The organism is Pseudoduganella sp. jia 12, assembly GCF_055502675.1.
In genome coordinates, this window is record NZ_JBUXKP010000012.1 from 150200 (window position 1) to 172045 (window position 21846).

At 62.8% G+C, this 21846-nt stretch carries 21 protein-coding genes and 1 tRNA gene; 2 read left to right on the forward strand and 20 right to left on the reverse strand.

All coding sequences use genetic code 11. The features are described from left to right. Nucleotides 1-42: 42 nt before the first annotated feature. From ACY65G_RS24505 to ACY65G_RS24515, 3 genes are all read right to left on the reverse strand, one after another. Nucleotides 43-789 carry an arginyltransferase gene (locus tag ACY65G_RS24505; protein ID WP_464999897.1) on the reverse strand — a complete coding sequence of 249 codons (747 nt, stop codon included), beginning with the start codon at nucleotides 787-789 and terminating at the stop codon, nucleotides 43-45. An 89-nt stretch (nucleotides 790-878) separates the two neighbouring features. After that, entirely contained in the window at nucleotides 879-1604 is a 726-nt protein-coding gene (aat, locus tag ACY65G_RS24510; protein WP_464999898.1) for a leucyl/phenylalanyl-tRNA--protein transferase, read from the reverse strand. Then, nucleotides 1601-2173, reverse strand: a complete 573-nt coding sequence (locus tag ACY65G_RS24515; protein WP_464999899.1) for an NUDIX hydrolase — start codon at nucleotides 2171-2173, stop codon at nucleotides 1601-1603. Before ACY65G_RS24515 ends, aat begins: the two co-directional genes overlap by 4 nt. A gap of 182 nt (nucleotides 2174-2355) precedes the next feature. Here ACY65G_RS24515 and ACY65G_RS24520 point away from each other — a divergent pair. Continuing rightward, a tRNA-Met gene (locus ACY65G_RS24520) sits at nucleotides 2356-2432 on the forward strand. Nucleotides 2433-2548: 116 nt separating this feature from the next. Continuing rightward, complete coding sequence (locus ACY65G_RS24525) at nucleotides 2549-3232, forward strand: hypothetical protein (protein ID WP_464999900.1); 684 nt, start codon at nucleotides 2549-2551, stop codon at nucleotides 3230-3232. Between the two features lie 84 nt (nucleotides 3233-3316). Here ACY65G_RS24525 and ACY65G_RS24530 read toward each other — a convergent pair whose 3' ends face one another. The 17 genes from ACY65G_RS24530 to ACY65G_RS24610 all read right to left on the reverse strand — a co-directional run bounded on the left by ACY65G_RS24530 (nucleotide 3317) and on the right by ACY65G_RS24610 (nucleotide 21822). Next, the gene (locus ACY65G_RS24530; protein ID WP_464999901.1) at nucleotides 3317-4327 is read right to left on the reverse strand and encodes a MerR family transcriptional regulator; all 1011 of its coding nucleotides are present in this window, start codon (nucleotides 4325-4327) and stop codon (nucleotides 3317-3319) included. 63 nt (nucleotides 4328-4390) lie between these two features. After that, nucleotides 4391-5290: a DNA-3-methyladenine glycosylase family protein gene (locus ACY65G_RS24535; RefSeq protein WP_464999902.1), complete on the reverse strand. Its 900-nt coding sequence runs from the start codon at nucleotides 5288-5290 to the stop codon at nucleotides 4391-4393. After that, the gene (locus ACY65G_RS24540; RefSeq protein ID WP_464999903.1) at nucleotides 5287-6171 is read right to left on the reverse strand and encodes a DMT family transporter; all 885 of its coding nucleotides are present in this window, start codon (nucleotides 6169-6171) and stop codon (nucleotides 5287-5289) included. Before ACY65G_RS24540 ends, ACY65G_RS24535 begins: the two co-directional genes overlap by 4 nt. Nucleotides 6172-6280: 109 nt before the next feature. Continuing rightward, a complete protein-coding gene (locus ACY65G_RS24545; RefSeq protein WP_464999904.1) occupies nucleotides 6281-7315 on the reverse strand; it encodes an XdhC family protein in 1035 nt (344 codons plus the stop codon). Between the two features lie 12 nt (nucleotides 7316-7327). Then, the gene (locus tag ACY65G_RS24550) at nucleotides 7328-7756 is read right to left on the reverse strand and encodes a surface-adhesin E family protein (protein ID WP_464999905.1); all 429 of its coding nucleotides are present in this window, start codon (nucleotides 7754-7756) and stop codon (nucleotides 7328-7330) included. Beyond that, nucleotides 7756-8886 (reverse strand): M48 family metallopeptidase, encoded by a 1131-nt coding sequence (locus tag ACY65G_RS24555; protein WP_464999906.1) that lies wholly within the window; start codon nucleotides 8884-8886, stop codon nucleotides 7756-7758. Before ACY65G_RS24555 ends, ACY65G_RS24550 begins: the two co-directional genes overlap by 1 nt. Before the next feature lie 62 nt (nucleotides 8887-8948). Beyond that, on the reverse strand, nucleotides 8949-9398 hold the full coding sequence (dut, locus tag ACY65G_RS24560; RefSeq protein ID WP_464999907.1) for a dUTP diphosphatase: 450 nt from the start codon (nucleotides 9396-9398) through the stop codon (nucleotides 8949-8951). Continuing rightward, a complete protein-coding gene (gene coaBC / locus ACY65G_RS24565; RefSeq protein WP_464999908.1) occupies nucleotides 9398-10630 on the reverse strand; it encodes a bifunctional phosphopantothenoylcysteine decarboxylase/phosphopantothenate--cysteine ligase CoaBC in 1233 nt (410 codons plus the stop codon). Before coaBC ends, dut begins: the two co-directional genes overlap by 1 nt. A 37-nt stretch (nucleotides 10631-10667) precedes the next feature. After that, a complete protein-coding gene (lspA, locus tag ACY65G_RS24570; protein ID WP_464999909.1) occupies nucleotides 10668-11177 on the reverse strand; it encodes a signal peptidase II in 510 nt (169 codons plus the stop codon). Nucleotides 11178-11467: 290 nt separating this feature from the next. Beyond that, nucleotides 11468-14353: an isoleucine--tRNA ligase gene (ileS, locus tag ACY65G_RS24575; protein ID WP_464999910.1), complete on the reverse strand. Its 2886-nt coding sequence runs from the start codon at nucleotides 14351-14353 to the stop codon at nucleotides 11468-11470. A gap of 92 nt (nucleotides 14354-14445) precedes the next feature. Continuing rightward, nucleotides 14446-15414, reverse strand: a complete 969-nt coding sequence (locus ACY65G_RS24580) for a bifunctional riboflavin kinase/FAD synthetase (protein ID WP_464999911.1) — start codon at nucleotides 15412-15414, stop codon at nucleotides 14446-14448. A 158-nt stretch (nucleotides 15415-15572) separates the two neighbouring features. Next, nucleotides 15573-16802, reverse strand: a complete 1230-nt coding sequence (locus tag ACY65G_RS24585; RefSeq protein ID WP_464999912.1) for a tetratricopeptide repeat protein — start codon at nucleotides 16800-16802, stop codon at nucleotides 15573-15575. A 170-nt stretch (nucleotides 16803-16972) separates the two neighbouring features. Beyond that, on the reverse strand, nucleotides 16973-17407 hold the full coding sequence (locus ACY65G_RS24590) for an ExbD/TolR family protein (protein ID WP_464980235.1): 435 nt from the start codon (nucleotides 17405-17407) through the stop codon (nucleotides 16973-16975). A gap of 65 nt (nucleotides 17408-17472) precedes the next feature. Beyond that, nucleotides 17473-17901, reverse strand: coding sequence for an ExbD/TolR family protein (locus ACY65G_RS24595; protein ID WP_130187905.1), 429 nt, complete (start codon nucleotides 17899-17901; stop codon nucleotides 17473-17475). A 4-nt stretch (nucleotides 17902-17905) separates the two neighbouring features. Beyond that, a complete protein-coding gene (locus ACY65G_RS24600) occupies nucleotides 17906-18850 on the reverse strand; it encodes a MotA/TolQ/ExbB proton channel family protein (protein ID WP_464999913.1) in 945 nt (314 codons plus the stop codon). Between the two features lie 78 nt (nucleotides 18851-18928). After that, on the reverse strand, nucleotides 18929-19588 hold the full coding sequence (locus ACY65G_RS24605; protein ID WP_137314331.1) for an energy transducer TonB: 660 nt from the start codon (nucleotides 19586-19588) through the stop codon (nucleotides 18929-18931). Between the two features lie 659 nt (nucleotides 19589-20247). Beyond that, nucleotides 20248-21822 (reverse strand): SpoVR family protein, encoded by a 1575-nt coding sequence (locus ACY65G_RS24610; RefSeq protein ID WP_464999914.1) that lies wholly within the window; start codon nucleotides 21820-21822, stop codon nucleotides 20248-20250. Between the last annotated feature and the right edge of the window lie 24 nt (nucleotides 21823-21846).

Below are 21846 nucleotides of genomic sequence, written 5' to 3' on the forward strand. Positions count from 1 at the left end.
GCAATAAAAGCGCAATGCCCGATATTCTACCTTGCCCGCCTGCTACTGCGTTCCGTCCTCCACCCGCGGCATGACGGCCCATACGCCCTTGCGGCGCGCCTCCAGTGGCTGGAACTTGATCTTGTAGCTCATTTTCGGGCTTTCCTCGATCCAGTAGCCCAGGTAGACATAGGGCAGGCCCAGCTCGCGCGCCTGCTGGATCTGCCACATCACGTTGTAGGTGCCGAACGATGCGCCCGGCACGTCCGGATCGAAGAACGTGTACACGGAAGACAGGCCGTCGGACAGCACGTCGATGATCGATACCATGCGGAGCACGCCATCCGGGTCGCGGAATTCCACCAGCCGCGTGTTGACGCGGCTCTGCAGCAGGAATTGCGCATACTGGTCGCGGCTGTCCTGGTCCATGCCGCCACCGGCATGGCGCGTGCTCTGGTAGCGCAGGTACAGCGCGTAATGCTCGTCCGAGAACGACAGGGTGGCCACGCCCGTGCGCAGGTCGCTGTGCCGGGCCCATGCGCGGCGCTGGCCGCGCGTGGGCGCGAATGCTTCCGCCACCACGCGCACGGGGATGCATGCCTGGCACCCGTCGCAATACGGGCGGTACGTGAAGATGCCGCTGCGGCGGAAGCCGTTGCGCACGAGTTCGGAATACACGTCCGCATTGATCAGGTGCGACGGCGTGGCCACCTGGGAGCGGGCCTGGCGCGTCTCCAGGTAACTGCAAGGGTAGGGCGCGGTGGTGTAGAACTGGAGCGCGGCAAAGGGGAGGTCGTTCAGCTGCGTCATGCAGAACCTGTCGAGGGGATGGCGGTTGTTCGTATCATAGCGCGTTCACGAAAAACGCTGTGCACCCGGCCCTCAGCGGTGTCGGCGTATTATTTGACAACCACGGGCGATATCGGCCGCCAGTCGCGAATCCGCGGCTTTGCGATGGCCCGTTTCAGGTGGGCGAGGAAGGCCGCGCGCGGTATCGGGCGCGCACCCAGCGAGGCCAGGTGGCCCGTCTCCTGCTGGCAGTCGATCATCTCCACGCCTTGCAGTTTCAGGAAATGCACGAGGTAGGCCAGTGCCACCTTCGACGCGTCCGACACGCGGGCGAACATCGATTCGCCATAGAACATCTGGCCGATCGACACGCCATAGGCACCGCCCACCAGCTCGCCATCGAGCCACACCTCGGACGAATGGGCAAAGCCCAGGCCGTGCAGGCCGGTGTAGCCGCGGATGATGTCTTCGGAAATCCAGGTGCCGGGGCCGTCGCGCCGCGGCGCCGCGCACGAGCGCATCACTGCCTCGAACGCGCTGTCGAAGCGCACCTGCCAGCGCCCGTCCGTGCGAGCGCTTTTTTCCACCTTCTTCAGCGTTTTCACCAGGCTGTCCGAGATCTTGAACTCGTCCGTATGCAGCACCATGCGCGGATCGGTGCTCCACCACAGGATCGGCTGCCCTTCCGAAAACCAGGGAAAGATGCCGCGCTGGTAGGCCGCCAGCAGCCGCTCGGGCGACAGGTCGCCGCCGGCCGCCAGCAAACCGGGCGCCTCGGTGGTGAGCGCTTCGGATACGTCGGGGAACGGGGTGTGGGCGCCGAGCCAGGGGATCATGAGTCGCCGCGCATGGGACGCGTGATGTCCTGCGTGTGGAACCCGTAGCTGCCGCCCTCCAGCACCCTGGCGCGGTCGGCAAAGAAGCATTCCAGTGTGGTGCGGATCGTGGGGAAGGCCAGCTCCTCCCACGGGATTTCGCTTTCCGTGAACATTTTCACATCGAGGCTCTCTTCGCCGGGCGCGAAGTCGAGGTCGCGCAGCGTGGCCAGGTAGAACATGTGCACCTGGTGCACGTGCTTCACGTTCAGCAGCGCGAACAGCGGGCCGAGCGCGATATTGGCGCCCGCTTCCTCTTGGGTTTCGCGCTCGGCGGCATCGGCCGTGGTTTCATTGTTTTCCATGAAGCCGGCCGGCAGCGTCCAGTACCCGTAGCGCGGCTCGATCGCCCGCCGGCACAGCAACACGCGCACTTCGCCGTCGCCCTCCCACACGGGGATCGTGCCGAGCACCATTTTCGGATTCTGGTAATGGATCGCGGCGCAATGCGTGCAGACGTAGCGTGGGCGATTGTCCCCGGCCGGGACCATCAGCTCGACAGGGTTGGCGCATTCGGAGCAGTATTTCATAAAATTTGCATACAGTTCGGTTTCGGTTGTCGTGTCTACTTTACACCGTTTGCCTGCCCGCGCGGAACCTGCGCCACACCGCCGGGCCATGCCTGCTGACATATACAGCCGGTCTATCATGCAGAAAACGAGGATTGATATTGCCTAAAGCAGTGGAACCCCGTATAATTCATTTCATCAGACGCGGGGTGGAGCAGTCTGGCAGCTCGTCGGGCTCATAACCCGAAGGTCACAGGTTCAAATCCTGTCCCCGCAACCAGAATTCCGAAAAAACCGTCATTGTGATCATTCACGATGGCGGTTTTTTTATTTCCAGGGCGGTATTTCCTTCACGTCGCCGATATACTTGCTATTTCGTAAATATCGGCGGCTCGCATGAAAATCGTGACGCGCGGCGGAAATTCGCTGGCGGGGTTTATCCTGGTGGCAGCGCTGCACCTGCTCACATTTTATCTGCTGCTGCAGGATCATTTCCGTGCAGGCCAGGCACCGGCCTCCCGGTATTCCCGCCTCGTGTTTATCCAGGCGCCCCGCAAGCCGGTGGTGGCCAAAATCCCGACCCTTCCGGCCACACCCGCCACCGCTCGGCTCACCCTATCGTCCAGGGCTGCGGTGGCAATACCGCCATACATCGTAAATACGGCTGCGGAACCGGAGCCCATGGAAAAGCCGGCTCCCATCGATCATGCCGATTCATTTCCGGAACCCGCGCGCCTGGATATCGACAGCCTGGTCAGGCAGGCGGGAAAAGCCGATCGGGAAACCCGGCCCATCAATGAAATCCACACATATGGCCCGACGCCGGATTCGATCGAAGCCGTCATGAACCGGGCTTTTACCGCGGCAAAACTGGCCGTGCCCCTCAAATGGTACGAGGCGGCGCGTATTGAATTGTTCAGTGCACCGAACGATCCGAAAAAGATTTACCAGGTGAAAACCGCCTTCGGGACATATTGCCTGTTTTACCCGAGCATCTATGAAGACAGCGGAGGCGGCGCGGCGGCCCGGCAACCGAGGGTGACGAGTTGCCCAAGGCGTTTCGGGCGCGGCGCCAAGTGAATTACGCCAAAGTTATGCTGGAATCTGGTTCGATCAGACAGGATTACAGCATGATCTGGCGATCACTAGCGGATAAATGTTCTTTCAGGCGCTTTGATAGGCTGCGCGCAGCCAGGCAACCATCTCATCCGTCAACCCGCGGGCCACGCGCAGCACCGGCTCGTTTTCCACTGCCGTGCGAAAGCGTCCCAGCGTTTCGGGATGATCGCCCACCATATCGTGGAATAATTCAAACTTGTGGCGGGCAATGCGTTTCGATTCGGGCATATTCCCCTCCGGGTCGGCATGGAATTGCTGACGGATCGATTCGAATAATGGAAACCACTCCCTGCCGCGCGAACGCTGGTGACGGCGCATGCGTTCCACTTCCGCAGGCAGCAAGTGCTTGGACCAGGCATCCAGTTTCACTTCGCCGATTACTTCGGCGATATAGGCGTGCATGGCCGGCGTAATGCCGGTGCTTTCCTGAAGCGCCGGCTCGTTGACATGCATTGAATCGAGGCGGGCAATGAGCGAGGCATTGCCGCCGGTATCGCGTTCGAGCATCGTAAGCCAGCGCTGCCCCAGTTGTTTTGCTTCCAGGCTGGTCGGTGCTATTTTCGCCGCCATGATCTTGCCGACCTCGGCAACCAATGCCGCCCATTCGGCGCGGCAATCTTCATCGTGCACCATGCGCAGGTTTGCCAGTTCTTCCTTTGAAAAATATTTGTCGTACATGTTCATTTGCTCCAGTGTGGTCAGCCAATCGGCCAATTCCGGTTGTTCACCGCGCGCCAGCCGCGCGTGCAAACCCAGCAAATGCGCATGCATGCGCGTCGCTTCGTCGATCCGGTCTTGCAGCGCCGCCAACTGGCGTTCGACGATCGCCAGGGCGGAGGTGCCGGAATGGGCCAGGAAATGTCCGATGTCGGCCAACGGCATGCCGAGTTGACGCAGCGCCTGGATCTGCTGCAGGCGGGCAACGTCATCGCGGTGATACAGCCGGTAGCCGGCATCGGTGCGGACCGAAGGGCGGAGCAGTCCGATTTCGTCGTAATGGTGCAGGGTGCGGACCGTCAGGCCTGCGTGTTTCGCCAGTTGTCCAATCTTCAGCATCGTCAGCTCCTCTTCGGTAAGGCCATCGTGAAGCCTGACGTTGCGTGAGGGTCAACAGTTTTTTCAGGAAGGGTCTTCAGGCTTGGCCAGGCTGGCCCACAGGTGCGCAGCGGCCATCGTACGGTGCGGTTGATATTGTTGCAAGATCCGCTCGGCGCGGGCGATATCGGGCCGGTTTTCCTCACCGAGCAGGCGTTGCAGCGCCGCGCGAACGGCCACGTCGCCATGCAGCGAGCAGTCGGCATGGCCGTAGCCGCGCAGCATGCCGTAATTGACCGTCCACGGGCCGATGCCCTTGATCACCAGCAGGCGCTCACCGATTGCCTCGATCGGATTGTCCGGGCCCGGTTCGAGGTCGAGTTCGCCGTTTGCCACCAGGTGGGCAAAGCGCAGCAGTGTTTCCGCTTTCGAACGGGAGAACTTGCGGGACGTGAAATCGTCGACCGCGATGCGCGCCGCGTCGGCCGCTTCGGGATAGCACCACAGGCCGCTCGAATGCCGGCGCCCCGCCAGCACGATGAAGGTACGGCGCAGCGCGATGGCAAAGGGCAGGTTGATCTGCTGGCCGATGATGGCCCACGTCAGTGCTTCGAACACGGTAGCCGATTGCACGATTCGCAAGCCCGGCTGGCGCTGCACGAGTGCACCGAGCAGGGGATCGGCCGCCGCGAATGCGCAAAACGGATCAGGATCGATGCGCAGGCCGAGGATGCTGCGAAACGCCTCGTCGATCCGGCGCTCCAGCACGGGCATCGCCTCGCCGTCGATCTCTCCCGTGCAGAATGCCGCCGATGACGTGAAGCCGACCGCCAGCACGACGGGCACGCCGTCCAGCATCACGCCCTTGCGCAGCGAATCCGGTCCGACGATTTCGGCGGTATTTTCGCCATCGCGGCGGTGAAAGGCCAGCACGTCGCGCAGGCGGTAGCCCGGCGGCAGCGGGATCGTGCGCTGCAGTGTCATGCCGGCCTGGCCTTGCCGCCGAAGCCGGGCCGGTAGCCGGTGACGAGCACGGTGCCGCCAATCACGATGACGGCACCGGCCACCGTGTACCAGCCAACGACTTCACCCAGGAACAGCGCGCCCCAGAGGATGCCGAACAGCGGGCTGATGAAGGTGACGGTCAACGCCGATGTCGCGCCGACATCGCGGATCAATCCGTAATACAGCAGGTAGGCGACGCCGCTGCACAGCACGCCCAGCGCGACGGCGGCGGCCATGATGCCGGCGGTCGGCTCGCCGGGTGCAGGGAAGAACAGCAGCGACGGCAGCACCATCAGTGCGGCCGTCCACATGCTGCCGTGCGCATTGGCGAACGGTTCCACGGCCGGCGCCGCCTTCGCATAGGTGCTGGCGATGCCGTAGTTGAACGATGCGAACAGCGCGGCGGCGATCGCCAGGCCGGCGCCGTCGCGCGAACTCACATGGTCGAAGCCGACCAGCAAGGCAACGCCGGCCGTGCCGAGCGCGATCCCCAGCAGCACGCGCGGGCCGACCATCTGCCGCTGCCATACGGCGCCGATCAGCGCGCCCCACATGGGCGCCGTGGCATTGAGCACGGCGAGCACGGACGCCGACAAGGTGCGCGCCGACCACGCGAACAGGAGGAACGGCAGCGCGGAATTGAAGAAGCCGAGGATGACGTAATGCTTCCAGTGGCGTTTCCAGTGCAGCGGCTTTTTCATCATCACCGCGATGACCGCGAGGAACAGCGCCGCGAACACGACGCGGTATTCGATCAGTATGGCCGGGCCCAGCACGGGTGCGGCGATGCGCATGAACAGGTACGAGGCGCCCCAGATGGCGGCGAGCAGGATCAGGCGGAACAGGTTGGCGGTGGACATGGGGCTTGTCGTTATTGTTCGGCTCATGCCCGGGATGGCGGACATGAGCTCACTCTGCGGCCATTGCTGCGGCCATTGCTGCGGCGGTGGCCCGCTTCAGGCTACCGGGTCAGGCAACCTTGACTTTGTTGTCGAATTCGACCGCGCACACGTTGTCGCCCGGCGCTTCGAGGGCGGCGGCGTGATTGACCTGGAGCGACGGGGGCACGCCATTCTTCACCGCCGTCATTTCGGCCAGGATCGAGATGGCGATCTCGGAAGGCGTCTTGCTGCCGATGTACAGCCCGATCGGCCCGTGCAGCCGGGCCAGCTGCGCTTCGTCGAGGTCGAACTGCAGCAGCCGTTCGCGCCGCTTGGCATTGTTGGCGCGCGAGCCGATCGCGCCCACGTAGAACGCTTCGGACTTCAGCGCTTCCATCAGCGCCAGGTCGTCCAGCTTGGGGTCGTGCGTCAGCGCGATCACGGCGCTGCGCCGGTCCAGTTTCATTTCGATCACCAGGTCGTCGGGCATCGCGTGCACCAGCCGCACGTCGGGCAGCATCCAGCCGGCGCGGTATTCCTCGCGCGGATCGCAGACGGTGACGTGATAGTCCATGGCGATGGCGATCTGCGCGACGAAGCGCGACAGCTGCCCGGCACCGATGATCAGGAGCCGCCAGCGCGGGCCGTGCTGGGTGACCAGTTCATCGTCGGTACGTGTCAGCACGTTGCCGGCGACGGCGCGGTCGAGGCGCACGGCGCCGGTGCGCAGGTCGAGCCGGCGTTCCACCAGCTGGTGCTGTTCCAGGCGCTCGAGCAGTTCGGCGATCCGGCTGTGTTCGGACAGCGGTTCGAGTGCCAGTTCGATGGTGCCGCCGCAGGGCAGCCCGAAGCGGTGCGCTTCGTCGGCCGTGATGCCGTAGCTGACGATTTCGGGAAGCATGCGGGTGATGCCTTCGCGCCGCACGCGGTCGATCAGGTCGTCCTCGATGCAGCCGCCGGAGACGGAGCCGACGACGCGGCCATCGTCGCAGATGGCCAGGGTGGCGCCGACGGGGCGCGGGCTCGAGCCCCACGTGCGGATCACGGTAACGAGTTCGCAGCGGTGCCCGGCCGCGATCCACGCAGCGCTGGTCTTGAGTACTTCGAGATCGATGCTGTCCATGGCCGGACTATACTACGACGCCGCTTTCGCTGCCCGCGCCCGGCCGCACACGGTGTTCATGGCCGTCGCATAGCGGGAATCCGCTTCCACCTTCTCGGCATCGAAAGCTTCGAACTTGTAGGTGCCGACGGCTTCGCCCTTTGCCATCGCCTCGGGGTAGAACGTCTGCGATTGCAAGGTCACGCTGCGCTCCTCGCAGTCGTACAGGTGCAGCGCCTTGACGGACAGGTACTGCTTGCCGTCGGGCGCCGTTTGCGGCTTGCCGAACGATTCGAGCGTCCACGCACGGCGAGCGCCCTCGTCGCCTTTCGCTCCGCCCTTCTTGACCGATGCCTTGTCGATGTACACGCGGCTGTCCTTCGTGCTGCCGGCCTTCGTCCACGTGACAGCATGCGCCAGGGCGGGTACCGTGCACAGGACGAAGAGGGTGGCACGCAGCATCACGGCACCAGCGGCTTCTTCGCGGCCTGCTTGGCCTTGATGTCGGCCACCACCTTGTCGATCGCGGCAAGGCGCGGTGCCAGGTTCGGATGGACCGCCATGTAGCCGTTCGGCACCGAAGCCGGATACTGCGCCGCGAGCCGCTGCCAGAACGCCTTGTAGCGCTCGACGCCATAGCCGGCGCGCGCCAGCATGTACAGCGCCAGCGAGTCGGCCGCCGTCTCCTGGCCGGCGGCGAACGGCTTCACGTTGCCGGTGCCGGCCAGTTGCGTCTGGTCCGGCTGCACGCGCGTGACGTTGTCGATGATGGCCGCGATGGCGGCCGTGTTGCGCGCGACGGCCGCGTGGCCCAGCACGTTGTGGGCGATGTCCTTGGCCAGCACGTAGGCGATCGCTTCGTCGCCACCGGCGAAATTGATCATGCCGCGCGTGACCGCGATGCGGCCGCCGTCGGCGTAGGAATTGACGTTGTCGGCATTGCCCAGGTCGACCCGCATCGCGCAGGCGCGCGTGACGGGCACCTTCAGCATCTGCGTCTTCCCGTCGCGGCCGACCGTCATCGACAACTGGGTACGGCCGGAAACGAGGGGGGCGAAGACGCCGGCGGCGGCCGTTTCAGCACCCGAGCCGGTGGGCAGCGCGCGACCGTCGGCGGCAATGAGCAGGTCGCCCTTGCGCAGGCCGGCGCGCGCGGCGCCGCTGCCCGGCAGCACGCCGGAGACGCGCAGCGTATCGTCATAGCCGAGCACGGCCGCCGCGGCATCCGCATAGTCGCCCGGATACGACCACTTGTTCTTTGCCGTAAAGCCCAGCAGGCCGCGCGCCGCGGTGCGGCACAGGTCGACGTTATTGATCAGCAGGGGGGCCGCCACACGGTACAGCCTGTCCTGTTGGGTGACCATCGTGTCCAGCGCGGCGCGTGCCGCCTGCATGCGCGGCGTGACCAGCGGCGCTTCCACGGCCGGTTGCGACGAGTCGACGACCGGCGCGGAGGGCTGGGACAGCGGTACCGTGGAGCAGGCGGACAGCAGCATGGCCGCCGCGACCGCGCTCAGGACCGATGCGCGATGGGTGATGGGAATAGTGCGCGAAGCGACTTGCAAAGTGACGTGTACCGCGGTTCCTGCCATGGTTCCTTCCTGTATTGTTCCTGGACCCTGGTGCTTGATGCTTGATACTTGATGCTTGATACTTAATGCTTGCCGGTGCTGCCGAAGCCTCCTTCGCCCCGTTCGCTGGCACCGAATTCCTCCACCACGTTGAAGCCGACCTGCAGCACGGGCACGACGATCAGCTGGGCCAGGCGTTCCATCGGTTGCAGCGTGAATGCGTTCTGGCCCCGGTTCCACGTCGAGACCATCAACTGGCCCTGGTAGTCGGAATCGATCAAGCCTACCAGATTCCCCAGAACAATGCCGTTCTTGTGGCCCATGCCGCTGCGGGGCAGGATCATCGCCGCATAGCCCGGATCGCCGATATGGATCGCCAGGCCCGTGGGCACCAGCACGGTCTGCCCGGGCTCGATCGTGAGCGGGGCGTCGAGGCAGGCACGCAGGTCGAGGCCGGCGCTGCCGGGCGTGGCGTAGGCCGGCATCAGGTCGTGCATGCGCGGGTCGAGGATTTTGACGTCGATGGATTTCATTATTGGAACAGCGAGTGTTTGCTGGTGCGTTTCGAGATTTCGGAAATCAGCTGGCGTGCCAGCGTGAGCTTGGATGCCTGCGGCAGGATCGTGTGGCCGTGCTCGTCGAACAGCACGATCGTGTTGTCGTCCTGGCCGAACGTGTGGTGGCCGATGTTCCCCACCAGAAGGGGGATGCCCTTGCGTTCGCGCTTGGCCGAGCCGTATTCGAGCAGGTTCTCCGATTCGGCCGCGAAACCAACGCAGTAAGGATGGCCGGCCAGCGTGGTGCGGGCGGCGATGGTGGCGAGGATGTCGGGGTTCTGCTCGAACTGCAGTTCCGGGCCTTTTGCTCCCCCTGCACCGCCTTCGGTCTTCTTGACCTTCTGCGTGCTGGGATTGGCCACCCGCCAGTCCGCCACGGCGGCCACGGCGATGAACACGTGCTGGCCATCGATGTGGCGGTTCACGGCGTCCATCATCTCCCGGGCGCTCTGCACGTCGATGCGCATGACGCCGTGCGGCGTGGGCAGCGCGGTGGGGCCGGAGACCAGCGTGACGTCGGCGCCGGCTTCGCGGGCGGCGCGGGCCACAGCGTAGCCCATCTTCCCGGACGACAGGTTGGTGATGCCGCGCACGGGATCGATGGCCTCGAACGTGGGACCGGCCGTGATCAGGACGCGCTTGCCCGCCAGGACCTTCGGCTGGAAGGCCGCCACGATCTCGTCGAGCAGCTGCTGCGGTTCCAGCATGCGGCCCATGCCCACTTCGCCGCACGCCTGTTCACCGGCGGCCGGGCCGAGGATGCGGATGCCGTCCTCGCGCAATTGTTCGGCATTGCGCAGGGTGGCCGGATTGGTCCACATTTCCACGTTCATGGCCGGGGCCACCAGCAGTGGCACGTGGCGCGGGCGGGCCAGGCACATCGTCGACAGCAGGTCGTCGCAGGCGCCGTGGGCCAGCTTGCGGATGAAGTCCGCCGAGCATGGCGCGATCACGATCGCATCGGCGTTGCGTGTGACGTCGATGTGCGCCATGTTGTTGTCGACGCGCGGGTCCCACTGGTCGGTGTAGACGGGCTTGCCCGACAGGGCCTGCATCGTCACCGTCGTGATGAAGTGGGTGGCGGCATCCGTCATGACTACCTGCACGGATGCGCCTTCCTTCGTGAGCGCGCGGCACAGTTCCGCCGCCTTGTAGCACGCCACGCCGCCGGACAGGCCGAGGACGATCTTCTTGCCGGTCAGTTCCATGCCGTTCCTTCGCCGCGATTGTCTTGAGGGACTCGCATTATTTGTTCACGCGCCGCAGCTCATCGAGGATGAGCAGCCCCGCGCCGATGCAGATCGCCGTATCGGCCACGTTGAAGGCCGGGAAGTGGCCGATGCCGCGCCAGTGGAAATCGAGGAAGTCGATCACGTGGCCGTGGACCATGCGGTCGATCACATTGCCCACTGCGCCGCCCAGGATCAGCGACATCGACCAGCAGAACAGCCGCTGCGCCGCGTGCTTGCGCAGCAGGTAGACGATGAACAGGGCGGCGCCGATGCCGATCGCCGTGAAGAAATAGCGCTGCCAGCCACCCTGGTTGGACAGGAAGCTGAACGCCGCCCCCTTGTTGTATGCCAGTACCAGGTTGAAGAAGCTGGTGACGTAGAGCTCCTCGCCATAGGTGAACAGCTTTTCGATCGTGATCTTGGTCAGCTGGTCGACCAGGATGATGATGGCGGCAATGCCGAGCCACGGCGCCATGCTGCCACCGGCGGGTTTGCTGGAGAAGGTTTTCTTGGATTTTGCCATTGTTGTTGTCGGGTCCGTGGGTCCGCCAGGAATATTGCAGAAAAACCGGTGACAGACACCGGTTTTAATGAAATGTTTCAAAAAACCGGTCGCTATCGTGCATGCCGTTCAGTTAGCGCTTGCACTACCGGTGTCCGACACTGGTAGTGCAAGCCAGCGTTCGAAGATGTCTTCGCCGAAAACCGGTGTCCGACACCAAAAGGCGGGTGTCCGACACCAGTGCGCCAGCGACGCGAATGACAGCGAATGCCGCCAACCGAACGGCATTCGTATCCGCTGCCGGCTTTGCGTTACGCGAAACGGCGCTTTTCGCCGGCGCCGAACAGGTTGCTGTAGCAGCGGCCGCACAGCGTGGGATGGTCGGCGTGCGCGCCCACGTCGGCGCGGTAGTGCCAGCAGCGTTCGCATTTTTCCGCCTTCGATGCGGCCACGGCGACCGCTTCCTCGACATCGTTCGCCACTTCGACGGCTTGCGCCAGCGATGTGATGAACACGAACTTCAGGTCGTCGTCCAGGCTGGCCAGGGCGCGGTATTTGTCGCCGGCCGCCCTGATTTCCAGCTCGGCCTGCAGCGACGAACCGATGGCGCCGGACGTGCGCAGGTCTTCCAGCTGCTTCGTCACTTCGGCGCGCACGGCCAGGATCGTCGCGTACTTGGCCAGCAGCGCTTCGGCATCGGCGATCGCCGGCAGCTGCCAGAACGTCTGCGTGTAGATGGTTTCGTCGGACGCGGCGAACTGCTCGCCCGCGGCGAACACGGCCCACGCTTCCTCGACGGTGAACGGCAGCACCGGCGCCAGCATGCGCAGCAGGCTTTGCGTGATGTGCCACAGCGCGGTCTGCGCCGAGCGGCGCGCCGTGGAATCGACGGCCGTCGTGTACAGGCGATCCTTCAGGATGTCGAGGTAGAAGCCGCCCAGGTCTTCGGAGCAGTAGTTCTGCAGCTTCGACACCACCGGGTGGAATTCATACTGTTCGTAGTGCTTCTCGACGGACTGCTGCAGCACGGCCAGGTTGGCCAGCGCGTAGCGGTCGGTCTCCAGCAGTTCCGCGGTCGGCACGGCGTTCGCCTTCGGATCGAAGTCCGACGTGTTCGCCAGCAGGAAGCGCAGCGTGTTGCGCAGGCGGCGGTACGATTCCGTCACGCGCTTCAGGATCTCGTCGGAGATCGACAGCTCGCCCGTATAGTCGGTGGAGGCGACCCACAGGCGCAGGATGTCGGCGCCCAGCGTGTCCGAGATCTTTTGCGGCGCCAGCGTGTTGCCCAGCGACTTCGACATCTTCTTGCCTTCGCCATCGACGGTGAAGCCGTGCGTCAGCAGCGCCTTGTAGGGCGGGCGGCCGTTCAGCATCGACGACGTGAGCAGCGACGAGTGGAACCAGCCGCGGTGCTGGTCCGAGCCTTCCAGGTACAGGTCGGCCGGGAAGTGCGACTGCGCGGCGTGCGAGCCGCGCAGCACGGTCTGGTGCGTGATGCCGGAATCGAACCACACGTCCAGCGTGTCCTTGTTCTTCACGTAGTGGGCCGCATCGTCGCCCAGCAGTTCCTGCGGGTCGAGCGCCAGCCAGGCGTCGATGCCGCCCTTGTCGATGCGCTGCGCCACCTGCTCCAGCAGTTCGGCGGTACGCGGGTGCAGCTCGCCCGTTTCCTTGTGCACGAAGAAGGCCATCGGCACGCCCCACTGGCGCTGGCGCGACAGGGTCCAGTCCGGGCGGTTGGCGATCATGCCGTGCAGGCGCGCCTTGCCCCAGTCGGGGAAGAACTGCGTCTCGGCGATGCCTTCCAGCGCCGTTTCGCGCAGCGTGGAGCCGCCATCGATCGGCTGCACGTCCATGCCGGCGAACCACTGCGACGTGGCGCGGTAGACGATCGGGGTCTTGTGGCGCCAGCAGTGCATGTAGCTGTGGTCGAACATCTTCAGCTCGAACAGCGCACCCGCTTCGCGCAGCGCGTCGCAGATGGGCTTCGACGCTTCCCAGATCGTCATGCCGCCGAACAGCGGCAGGGTCGACACGTATTTGCCGTCGCCCATCACCGGGGTCAGGATTTCGTCATCCTTCATGCCGTGCTGGCGGCACGACACGAAGTCTTCCAGGCCGTAGGCCGGCGCGGAGTGCACGATGCCGGTGCCGGAATCGGTCGTCACGTAGTCGGCCAGGTACACCGGCGAATAGCGGTCGTAGAACGCGTCGCGCGCATGCAGCGGGTGCTTGAAGCGGATGTTTTCCAGCTGCGCGCCCGTGGTCGTGGCGATGATCTTGCCTTCCAGCTTGTAGCGCTGCAGCGCGGCTTCGACCAGGTCTTGCGCGAGGATCAGCAGCAGCGGCGCTGGTGCGCCATCGACATCGCGCGACGTTTCGACGAGCGCGTACGTCACTTCCGGATGCACGTTCAGCGCCTGGTTCGACGGGATCGTCCAGGGCGTGGTGGTCCAGATGTTGATGAAACCCGTCTGCGTGGGCAGTGCCGGCAGGCCGAATGCGGCGGCGATCTTCTCGTGCTCCGCAAACGGGAAACCCACGTCGATGGCCGGATCGCGCTTGTCCTGGTATTCCACTTCCGCCTCGGCCAGCGCCGAACCGCAGTCGAAGCACCAGTTCACGGGCTTCAGGCCGCGGTACACGTAGCCCTTTTCCAGCAGCTTGCCGAGCGCGCGCAGTTCGTCGGCCTCGTTACCGTAGGCCATCGTGAGGTAGGGGTTGTCCCATTCGCCCAGCACGCCCAGGCGGATGAAGCCGGCGCGCTGCCTGTCGATCTGCTCGAGCGCATAGGCGCGCGCCTTGGTCAATACCTCGGCGGTCGGCAGGTTCTTGCCGTACTGCTTTTCGATCTGGATCTCGATCGGCATGCCATGGCAATCCCAGCCTGGTACATAAGGCGCGTCGAAGCCGGCCATCGTGCGCGACTTGACGACCATGTCCTTCAGAATCTTGTTGACGGCGTGGCCCAGGTGGATGTCGCCGTTGGCATACGGCGGACCGTCGTGCAGCACGAACATCGGCCGGCCCTTGGCGGCCTTGCGGATGCGCTGGTAGACCTTCTTGTCCTGCCATTGTTTCACCCAGTTCGGCTCGCGCTTGGCCAGGTCGCCGCGCATCGGGAACGGGGTGTCGGTCATGTTGACCGCGTATTTGCTTGGGGCCTTGCTGTCGGCCTTTTTTGGTTTGTCGGACATGGTGATTCTTTATGGAGTAATTCGGTTCAGTAGCGTCGGTTTGAAGGACGGCGCAATGGAGGCCGGCGCTGTACGGGACAGGTCGCCGGCACTCAAATTCGGTCGGTGGCCGTAATGGCGCCGCGTTCGCGGAACCAGGCCCGCGCCTGCGCCGCGTCGCGGTCGATCGCCGCCGTCAGCGTGGGCAGGTCGACGAACTTTTCCTCGTCGCGGATCTTTTCCAGGAATTCCACCTTGATGCGCCGGCCGTACAAGTTGGCGGCGAAATCGAAGATGTGCACCTCGAGCAGCACGCGGCCCGCATCTTCCACGGTGGGGCGCACGCCCAGGCTGGCCACGGCGGGCAGCGGCGTGTCGGCGATGCCATGCACCTGCACGATGAAGATGCCGGACAGGGCAGGGCGGTGCGGCACGCGCAGGTTCAGCGTCGGGTAGCCGATCGTGCGGCCCAGCTTCTGGCCATGGATCACGTGGCCGGAAATCGAGTAGGGATGGCCCAGCAATTGCTCGGCCTGCGGGAAGTTGCCGTGCGCCAGCGCCGACCGCACCGCCGACGAGGAAATGCGGGTGGCGCCGCTCATCACGGTTTCCAGCGTTTCCACCTCGAAACCGTAGCGCTCGCCGGCTTCGTGCAGCATCTGCACATTGCCGGCGCGGCGGGCGCCATAGCAGAAATCGTCGCCGACCATCAGCCATTTGACGTGCAACCCATCGACCAGCACGCGCTCGGTGAATTCCTGCGGGGTGAGGGCGGCAAAGCTGTCGGAGAAATGTTCGACGATGACGCGGTCGATGCCGTTCGCCTCCAGCGAGGCCAGTTTGTCGCGCAGGTTGGCGATACGCGGTGGCGCCTTCGACAGGTCTTTGTGCTTGTGGGCAAAGAACTCGCGCGGATGCGGCTCGAATGTCATGACGGCTGCTTCCAGGCCAAGGCGGGATGCGGCGGTGCGGACGTGGGCCAGCAAGGCCTGGTGGCCTCGGTGGACGCCGTCGAAATTACCGATGGTGAGGGCGCAGGGCGCACGGGACGCTGCGTTGGGAAGTCCGCGAAATACCTTCATGGATATGCAATCTTTTGCCTGAACCACGGATTATACGGCGGTTTTACAAATTCACATGGGAAATGCCGCAGCGCACCAGGGGAGTCCGCGGCGACCCAAGTAAAAAGCGCCGCCTGCGGAGCAGGACGGCGCTTTCAGAACGGGAACCGTGCAGGAAATTACGCGGCCACGTTCGGATTGTTGATATACAGGGTCCAGTAACGTGCCAGGTCGGATTCGCCGGCCGTGCCCTTGACGTTCTTCAGGGCCGTCAGCGCCTGCTGCTTCTTGCCGGCGTTGAACAGCGCGATGCCATAGTGCAGCTTCATTTCTTCCGGACGGCGTGCCGTGCCGAACTCCATTGCCTGGTCCATCAGCGCAATGCCTTCGCTGGCCTTGCCCGCGGTAACCATGGCATAACCCATATTGAACAGGCCGTCCGCATCCTTCTCCTTGATCAGGGTGGCTTGATGGGTTGCCTGGGCGGCGGTATTGTCGGCCAGGGTCTTGTTGGCCAGGTCTTTCAGGCGCTGGTGGCGGGCTGCGTCGGTGCCGGTACCCAGCGCGCCTTTCTTGTAGCCCTGGTCGATGATCTTGATCGCTTCAGGCGCATTGCCGGCCTGCAGTGCGAGCTGGGCCATTTCCATGTACTCCGAAGGCTTGGTCATCTGGCCCAGCGCCAGGCGCAGGCGCATCAGGTCCAGGCCCAGCGTGCGGGAAAAGCCCGGCTTGCCCTGCACGCGGTTCAGCAGGTCGGCCCAGTAGCTGGCTTTCGGGTAGCTGGCGGCCAGCTTCTCGATGGTCTGCACGTAGCCGGCCTTGTCGTTCTGCTTCAGCTGGATGTTGGCCAGCATCTGCAGGCTTTCCTCGTTCTGCTTGCCGGACTTCAGCGCGGCAGCGGCTTCGTTGAAACGGCCGCTGATGAAGTAGGTCTGCGTCAGCAGCTGCTGCATCGTGGAGTTGTTCGGATTGTCCTTCAGGACACCCTGGATCGCCGTGATCGCTTTCGGGTAATCCTTGGCGCGGTAGTACATGCCGGCCAGGCCTTCCTGGAACTTGCCTTTCTCGGAAGCCGACAGGCGACCCGAGGCGATCAGCGTCTCGAAGGCCCTGATGGCGGTCGGGGTGTCGCCGGCAGTGGAGGCGGCGGCTGCGCGCACGCGCTCGATCTGGTACTTCTCGAATTCGGTCTTGTTGCCGACGGCATCGGCATCTTTCAATTTGGCCACTGCTTCGCGGGCCTTGCCGCTGCTCAGCAGTCGCTGCGCTTCCTGCAATGGTTTGCCCACTTCGGCACGGACCGTATCGGCAGCATGGGCAGCGGACACCAGGCCAGCCATGGGAGCTGCAGCGGTAAAGCCGACGGCGGCCATTACCAGGCCGAGATGGGCGAGACGGAACTTGGACATAAGCGAGGTATCTTTCATCAAAAAACAAGAATAGGCAGGATAACCTGCCTATCGTGGAAAATAAAGAGCCGTACTCCTGAGTTTCAAAAGTTACCCGCGCTTACAAAAATCGCGGTACCGAAGTACCGCGATCTTTGTATACCGGAATCGAAACTGTCCAGGGAATACTCTTACTGGAACTGCTCGTTACCGACGAGGCCGATTTTCGTGACGCCCAGGCGCTGAGCCGAAGCCATCACGCCTGCAACGGCGTTGTACTCGACCAGCTTGTTGGGACGCAGGTGCACTTCAGGCTGATCCGCCTGCGCTGCCACGTTCATCAGTTTTTGCTCCAGCGTTGCGCGATCCGGGACCGTCTGGCCGTCCCACAGGATCGTACCGTCGAAGTCCACGTCGATCGTCACGACCACCGGTTCCACCGTCGATGGCGGCGGCGTACCGACCGGCATGTTCAGGTTCACCGAGTGGTTTGCTTTCGGGATCGTAATAATCAGCATAATGATCAGCACCAGCATCACGTCGATGAGCGGTGTCATGTTCATTTCCATCATTGGTTCCGGATCCGCGTTGGGAGCGGCGCTGCCCGAACCGACATTCATACTCATGGGTGTGTTCCTTTTTCAAAGACTGCCCGGCCGGCAGTAAATAAACAGCCGGCCGGGCAGGGGCCTTACATCTTGTCAGGCGGTTCGGTAATGAAACCAACCTTCTGGATGCCAGCACGCTGGGTCGTGAAGATCACGCGGCCGATGGACTCGTACTTGGCTTCCTTGTCGCCACGCACATGCACTTCGGGTTGCGGCACCTTCACAGCCTCGACCTTCAGAAAATCGAACAACTCATTGGTGTCCGCCATTTTCTTCTGATTCCAGTAGATGTCACCGTCCTTGTTGACGACGATGTTGACATTTTCCGGCTTCGTTTGGATCGCCTGGTTGATCTCCGACGGCAGCGTGATTTTCTGCAGTTTGAGAACGACCGGGCTGGTAATCAGGAAGATGATCAGGAGAACCAACATGATGTCCACGAGGGGCGTCGTGTTGATCTCCGACATGACCTGGTCTTCGCCTCCGCTATCGGAGCCTACGGACATCGACATGGTATTAGCCTACTTTTTTCGCACGAGTAGCGGAGTCAGCGGTGGACATCGCGCCGGAGATCAGCACCGAGTGCACGTCAGCAGCGAAGGTACGCACTTCTTCCATTGCGGACTTGTTACGACGCACCAGCCAGTTGTAGCCCAGAACGGCCGGAACTGCGACTGCCAGACCGAATGCCGTCATGATCAGTGCTTCACCGACCGGACCTGCAACCTTGTCGATCGACGCGTTACCGGTCATGCCGATGGCGGTCAGTGCACCGTAAATACCCCACACCGTACCGAACAGACCGATGAACGGTGCGGTCGAACCCACGGTTGCCAGGAACGACAGGCCGTCCTGCAGGCGCGATTGCACTTTGTCCACCGAACGCTGGATCGACATCGTCACCCAGGTCGACAGGTCGATCTGCTCCAGCAGGGCGCCATCGTGGTGAGCGGAAGCCTTGGTGCCGGATTCAGCGATGAAGCGGAACGGCGAGCCTTCGGCCAGGGTCGTGGTGCCGGCGGCGATCGACGACGCTTTCCAGAACTTGGCAGTCGCTTCACGTGCTTGACGCATGATCTTCATCTGGTCCAGGAACTTGGTGATGATGATGTACCACGAACCGATCGACATGATCGACATGATGATGATGGTGCCTTTGGCGACAGGGCCGGATTCCCATGCTGCCTTGAAGCCGAATGGGTTTTCCACTTCTTCCGTGGCGCCATGGCCGCCAGCAGCAGCTGGTGCTGCGTCGGCAGCAGGCGCTGCTGCGTCGGCTGCCGGTGCAGCAGCATCAGCTGCTGGTGCTGCTGCCGCATCCGCTGCCGGCGCTGCAGGCGCGTCCGCGGCGGCCGGGGCAGGTGCATCGGCCATGGCCGGCGCGCTTACCAGGGCGGTTGCTGCGGTCACCGAGAACAGCACAGCGGCCAGTACAGCGGACAAACGGGTATTCTTAAACATGCTTCCTCCAAATTGATAAAAGATCAGTTCGCTGAACGTAACGACAACGAATCTTGCTAAATGAGACTTTGTCTCGGGTTATTCCAGCGTCCAGACGTATTGCATCTGCATCCACGCCTGCTCCGGCTTGCCATCGACCATGGTCGGCTTGAACTTGCACTTGCCGATACCATTCACGGCGGCCTTGTCCAGATCCCTGAAACCACTGGATTTCACGATCTTGGAATCGGCCACGCGACCGTCGACACCGATCAGGAACGACAGGGTGACCGTACCGGTTTCTTCGTTACGCAGCGACGACTTCGGCCATTCCGGTTTCGCGCAGGTGCTGAAGTCAGCCACTGCAGGAACCCGTACGGACTGGGCTGGCGGCGCCGGCGGTGCAGGAGGTGCCGGTGGTGCCGCTTTCGCCAGCTCGGTCGTTGCCGGCTTTTGCTGGGTCGTGTTGGCGATCACGTTCTGCTGTGGCGGCGGCTGTTGCACGTTCACTTCGACCGGCGGAATGAACGGTGGTGGCGGTGCTTTCATTTCCGGCGGCGGAGGCGGCGGAGGCAGCTCCTTCGGCGGCGGTGGAGCGACCTCTTCGATGATCTTGGTTTCAACCGGCTCGATCATTTTAGTGACGATCCGTTTGCCCATGCCCGACACCAATGCGTAACCAGCAACGATGTGCAAAGCAACCACTACCACGATGCCGGTATAGTTCTTTTTGACCTTCCCGTTATCACTAAAATTCATGCCTGCTTTCTCCAATACCTACTCTACTTGAACCCCAAAATAGCGACACAAAGCTACAGCCGCATCCGGGACGTCGGCGAATTATACATACGAATTCTTCATTGTACATAGAATTTTGGGCTCAAAAAACTGGTTAAATTTCATGCCCTTAGCTGCTTCCTTGCACCAATCTGGCGTCCGTTCCAGGGCACCGATGACCAACGCTGTGCAAGCCGTGCAAACAATGTCCTGAAGTTTTCCAAATGCGAAAAAAACAGAATTTTCTGCGCGTTTCCCTCCCTTTGAGCAATGAAAAATTTGGTACCGAAACTTGCTATTTCATAAGAATGGGAGCGGTACCTTTGACCTTCCAGTATATGCAATTTGCAGCCCGCACGGGGTATGCGAATGCAAAAAAAACAAGCTTGAAAGTTCACTACAGAAAAAATGCCGAGGCAGCCAGGAAATGTAGGTCCGGTCGAACCGATCTTGTAATGCGGTCAGACCAGTCAGTGCCGTTTTGGAAGCCGTGGAAGCCATGCCAATGAGAGGCTCCGATGGCATGCAAAGAGGGAGGGGGAGGGGGAGGAACCAGCCTTGCGACACCATGTCCGGTCCGGAGAAACAGCGGCGGGCAGCCGCCAGGCTGCCCGCCGATATGTAGGACCGGATGAAACGGGTCAGATCATGCGGCCGCGCTTTTCACGCTTGCATTCCAGAGTGCTGATCAGCTTGCCTTCGGGCGATACGGTATCGAGATGCACGTCAAAGCCCCACAGGCGCGCGACGTGCTTGAGCACTTCATGTGCCTGCTGGTTCAGCGGCCGGCGGTTGAACTGGGTATGGCGCAAGGTCAGCGCGCGGTCGTCGCGCGTGTTGACGGACCAGACCTGGATGTTCGGTTCGCGATTGCCCAGGTTGTACTGGTCGGCCAGCTGCTGCCGCACGTATCGGTAGCCCATCTCATCGTGGATGGCCGAGACGGACAGTTTTTCATTGCGGTCGTCATCGAGCACGGCAAAGAAGTGGAATTCCCGGATCAGGCGCGGCGACAGGTACTGGGCAATGAAGCTTTCATCCTTGAAGTTGCGCATTGCGAAGTGCAGCGTTTGCTTCCAGTCGCTGCCGGCGATGTCCGGGAACCATTCGCGGTCTTCCGCCGTGGGATTCTCGCAGATGCGGCGGATGTCCGTCATCATCGCGAAGCCGAGCGCATACGGATTGATGCCATTGTAATAGGGACTGTGCACCGGCGGCTGGTAGACGACATTGGTGTGGCTCTTCAGGAATTCCATCATGAAGCCATCGCCGACCACCCCTTCGTCATAGAGCTGGTTCAGGATCGTGTAGTGCCAGAACGTGGCCCAGCCTTCGTTCATGACCTGCGTTTGCCGCTGCGGGTAGAAGTACTGCGAGATCTTGCGCACGATGCGCACCAGTTCGCGCTGCCAGGGTTCCAGCAGCGGCGCGTACTTCTCGATGAAGTACAGCAGGTTTTCCTCGGGCTCGGGCGGGAAGCGGTTGGGGGCCTGGGCCACCGTTTCCTCTTCGGCCTTTTTCGGCAATGTGCGCCACAGCTCGTTGAGCTGTGACTGCAGGTAGGCTTCGCGCTCCTTCTGGCGGCGCTGCTCCTGCGCCAGCGACAGCTTGGCCGGCCGCTTGTAGCGGTCGACGCCATAGTTCTGGATCGCATGGCAGGAATCGAGCAGCAGCTCGACCGCATCGATGCCGTGCCGCTGTTCGCACTCGGCGATGTAATTCTTGGCAAACACCATATAGTCGATGATCGCCTCGGCATCGGTCCACGTGCGGAACAGGTAGTTCCCCTTGAAGAAGGAGTTATGCCCATAGGCCGCGTGCGCGATCACCAGCGCCTGCATCGTCAGGCTGTTTTCTTCCATCAGGTAGGCAATGCAGGGATTGCTGTTGATGACGATCTCGTAGGCCAGGCCCATCTGGCCGCGCTTGTAGCCTTTTTCGGTCGACAGGAAGTGCTTGCCGAACGACCAGTGGCTGTACGACACGGGCATGCCGACGGACGTGTAGGCATCCATCATCTGCTCGGCCGTGATGATCTCGAGCTGGTTCGGATAGGTGTCGAGGCCGAACGCCTCGGCCACCCGCTTGATTTCCTCGTGCGCCTGCTCGATCAGCTCGAACGTCCATTCCGACTGTTCCGGCAGCGCGCGCGGGTGGGGCGGTCGTTTCATCATCTGGTTCATTGGTTTTGCTCCAAACCCGAGCTGTCGAGGCATGTGCCTGTCGAGCTCCGCCCCTGG

Excerpts from the sequence above, each read along its gene's own strand:
- ACY65G_RS24505 (WP_464999897.1), bottom strand. The coding sequence starts at position 789 with ATGACGCAGCTGAACGACCTCCCCTTTGCCGCGCTCCAGTTCTACACC.
- aat (WP_464999898.1), bottom strand. The coding sequence starts at position 1,604 with ATGATCCCCTGGCTCGGCGCCCACACCCCGTTCCCCGACGTATCCGAA.
- ACY65G_RS24515 (WP_464999899.1), bottom strand. The coding sequence starts at position 2,173 with ATGAAATACTGCTCCGAATGCGCCAACCCTGTCGAGCTGATGGTCCCG.
- ACY65G_RS24525 (WP_464999900.1), top strand. The coding sequence starts at position 2,549 with ATGAAAATCGTGACGCGCGGCGGAAATTCGCTGGCGGGGTTTATCCTG.
- ACY65G_RS24530 (WP_464999901.1), bottom strand. The coding sequence starts at position 4,327 with ATGCTGAAGATTGGACAACTGGCGAAACACGCAGGCCTGACGGTCCGC.
- ACY65G_RS24535 (WP_464999902.1), bottom strand. The coding sequence starts at position 5,290 with ATGACACTGCAGCGCACGATCCCGCTGCCGCCGGGCTACCGCCTGCGC.
- ACY65G_RS24540 (WP_464999903.1), bottom strand. The coding sequence starts at position 6,171 with ATGTCCACCGCCAACCTGTTCCGCCTGATCCTGCTCGCCGCCATCTGG.
- ACY65G_RS24545 (WP_464999904.1), bottom strand. The coding sequence starts at position 7,315 with ATGGACAGCATCGATCTCGAAGTACTCAAGACCAGCGCTGCGTGGATC.
- ACY65G_RS24550 (WP_464999905.1), bottom strand. The coding sequence starts at position 7,756 with ATGCTGCGTGCCACCCTCTTCGTCCTGTGCACGGTACCCGCCCTGGCG.
- ACY65G_RS24555 (WP_464999906.1), bottom strand. The coding sequence starts at position 8,886 with ATGGCAGGAACCGCGGTACACGTCACTTTGCAAGTCGCTTCGCGCACT.
- dut (WP_464999907.1), bottom strand. The coding sequence starts at position 9,398 with ATGAAATCCATCGACGTCAAAATCCTCGACCCGCGCATGCACGACCTG.
- coaBC (WP_464999908.1), bottom strand. The coding sequence starts at position 10,630 with ATGGAACTGACCGGCAAGAAGATCGTCCTCGGCCTGTCCGGCGGCGTG.
- lspA (WP_464999909.1), bottom strand. The coding sequence starts at position 11,177 with ATGGCAAAATCCAAGAAAACCTTCTCCAGCAAACCCGCCGGTGGCAGC.
- ileS (WP_464999910.1), bottom strand. The coding sequence starts at position 14,353 with ATGTCCGACAAACCAAAAAAGGCCGACAGCAAGGCCCCAAGCAAATAC.
- ACY65G_RS24580 (WP_464999911.1), bottom strand. The coding sequence starts at position 15,414 with ATGAAGGTATTTCGCGGACTTCCCAACGCAGCGTCCCGTGCGCCCTGC.
- ACY65G_RS24585 (WP_464999912.1), bottom strand. The coding sequence starts at position 16,802 with ATGTCCAAGTTCCGTCTCGCCCATCTCGGCCTGGTAATGGCCGCCGTC.
- ACY65G_RS24590 (WP_464980235.1), bottom strand. The coding sequence starts at position 17,407 with ATGAGTATGAATGTCGGTTCGGGCAGCGCCGCTCCCAACGCGGATCCG.
- ACY65G_RS24595 (WP_130187905.1), bottom strand. The coding sequence starts at position 17,901 with ATGTCGATGTCCGTAGGCTCCGATAGCGGAGGCGAAGACCAGGTCATG.
- ACY65G_RS24600 (WP_464999913.1), bottom strand. The coding sequence starts at position 18,850 with ATGTTTAAGAATACCCGTTTGTCCGCTGTACTGGCCGCTGTGCTGTTC.
- ACY65G_RS24605 (WP_137314331.1), bottom strand. The coding sequence starts at position 19,588 with ATGAATTTTAGTGATAACGGGAAGGTCAAAAAGAACTATACCGGCATC.
- ACY65G_RS24610 (WP_464999914.1), bottom strand. The coding sequence starts at position 21,822 with ATGCCTCGACAGCTCGGGTTTGGAGCAAAACCAATGAACCAGATGATG.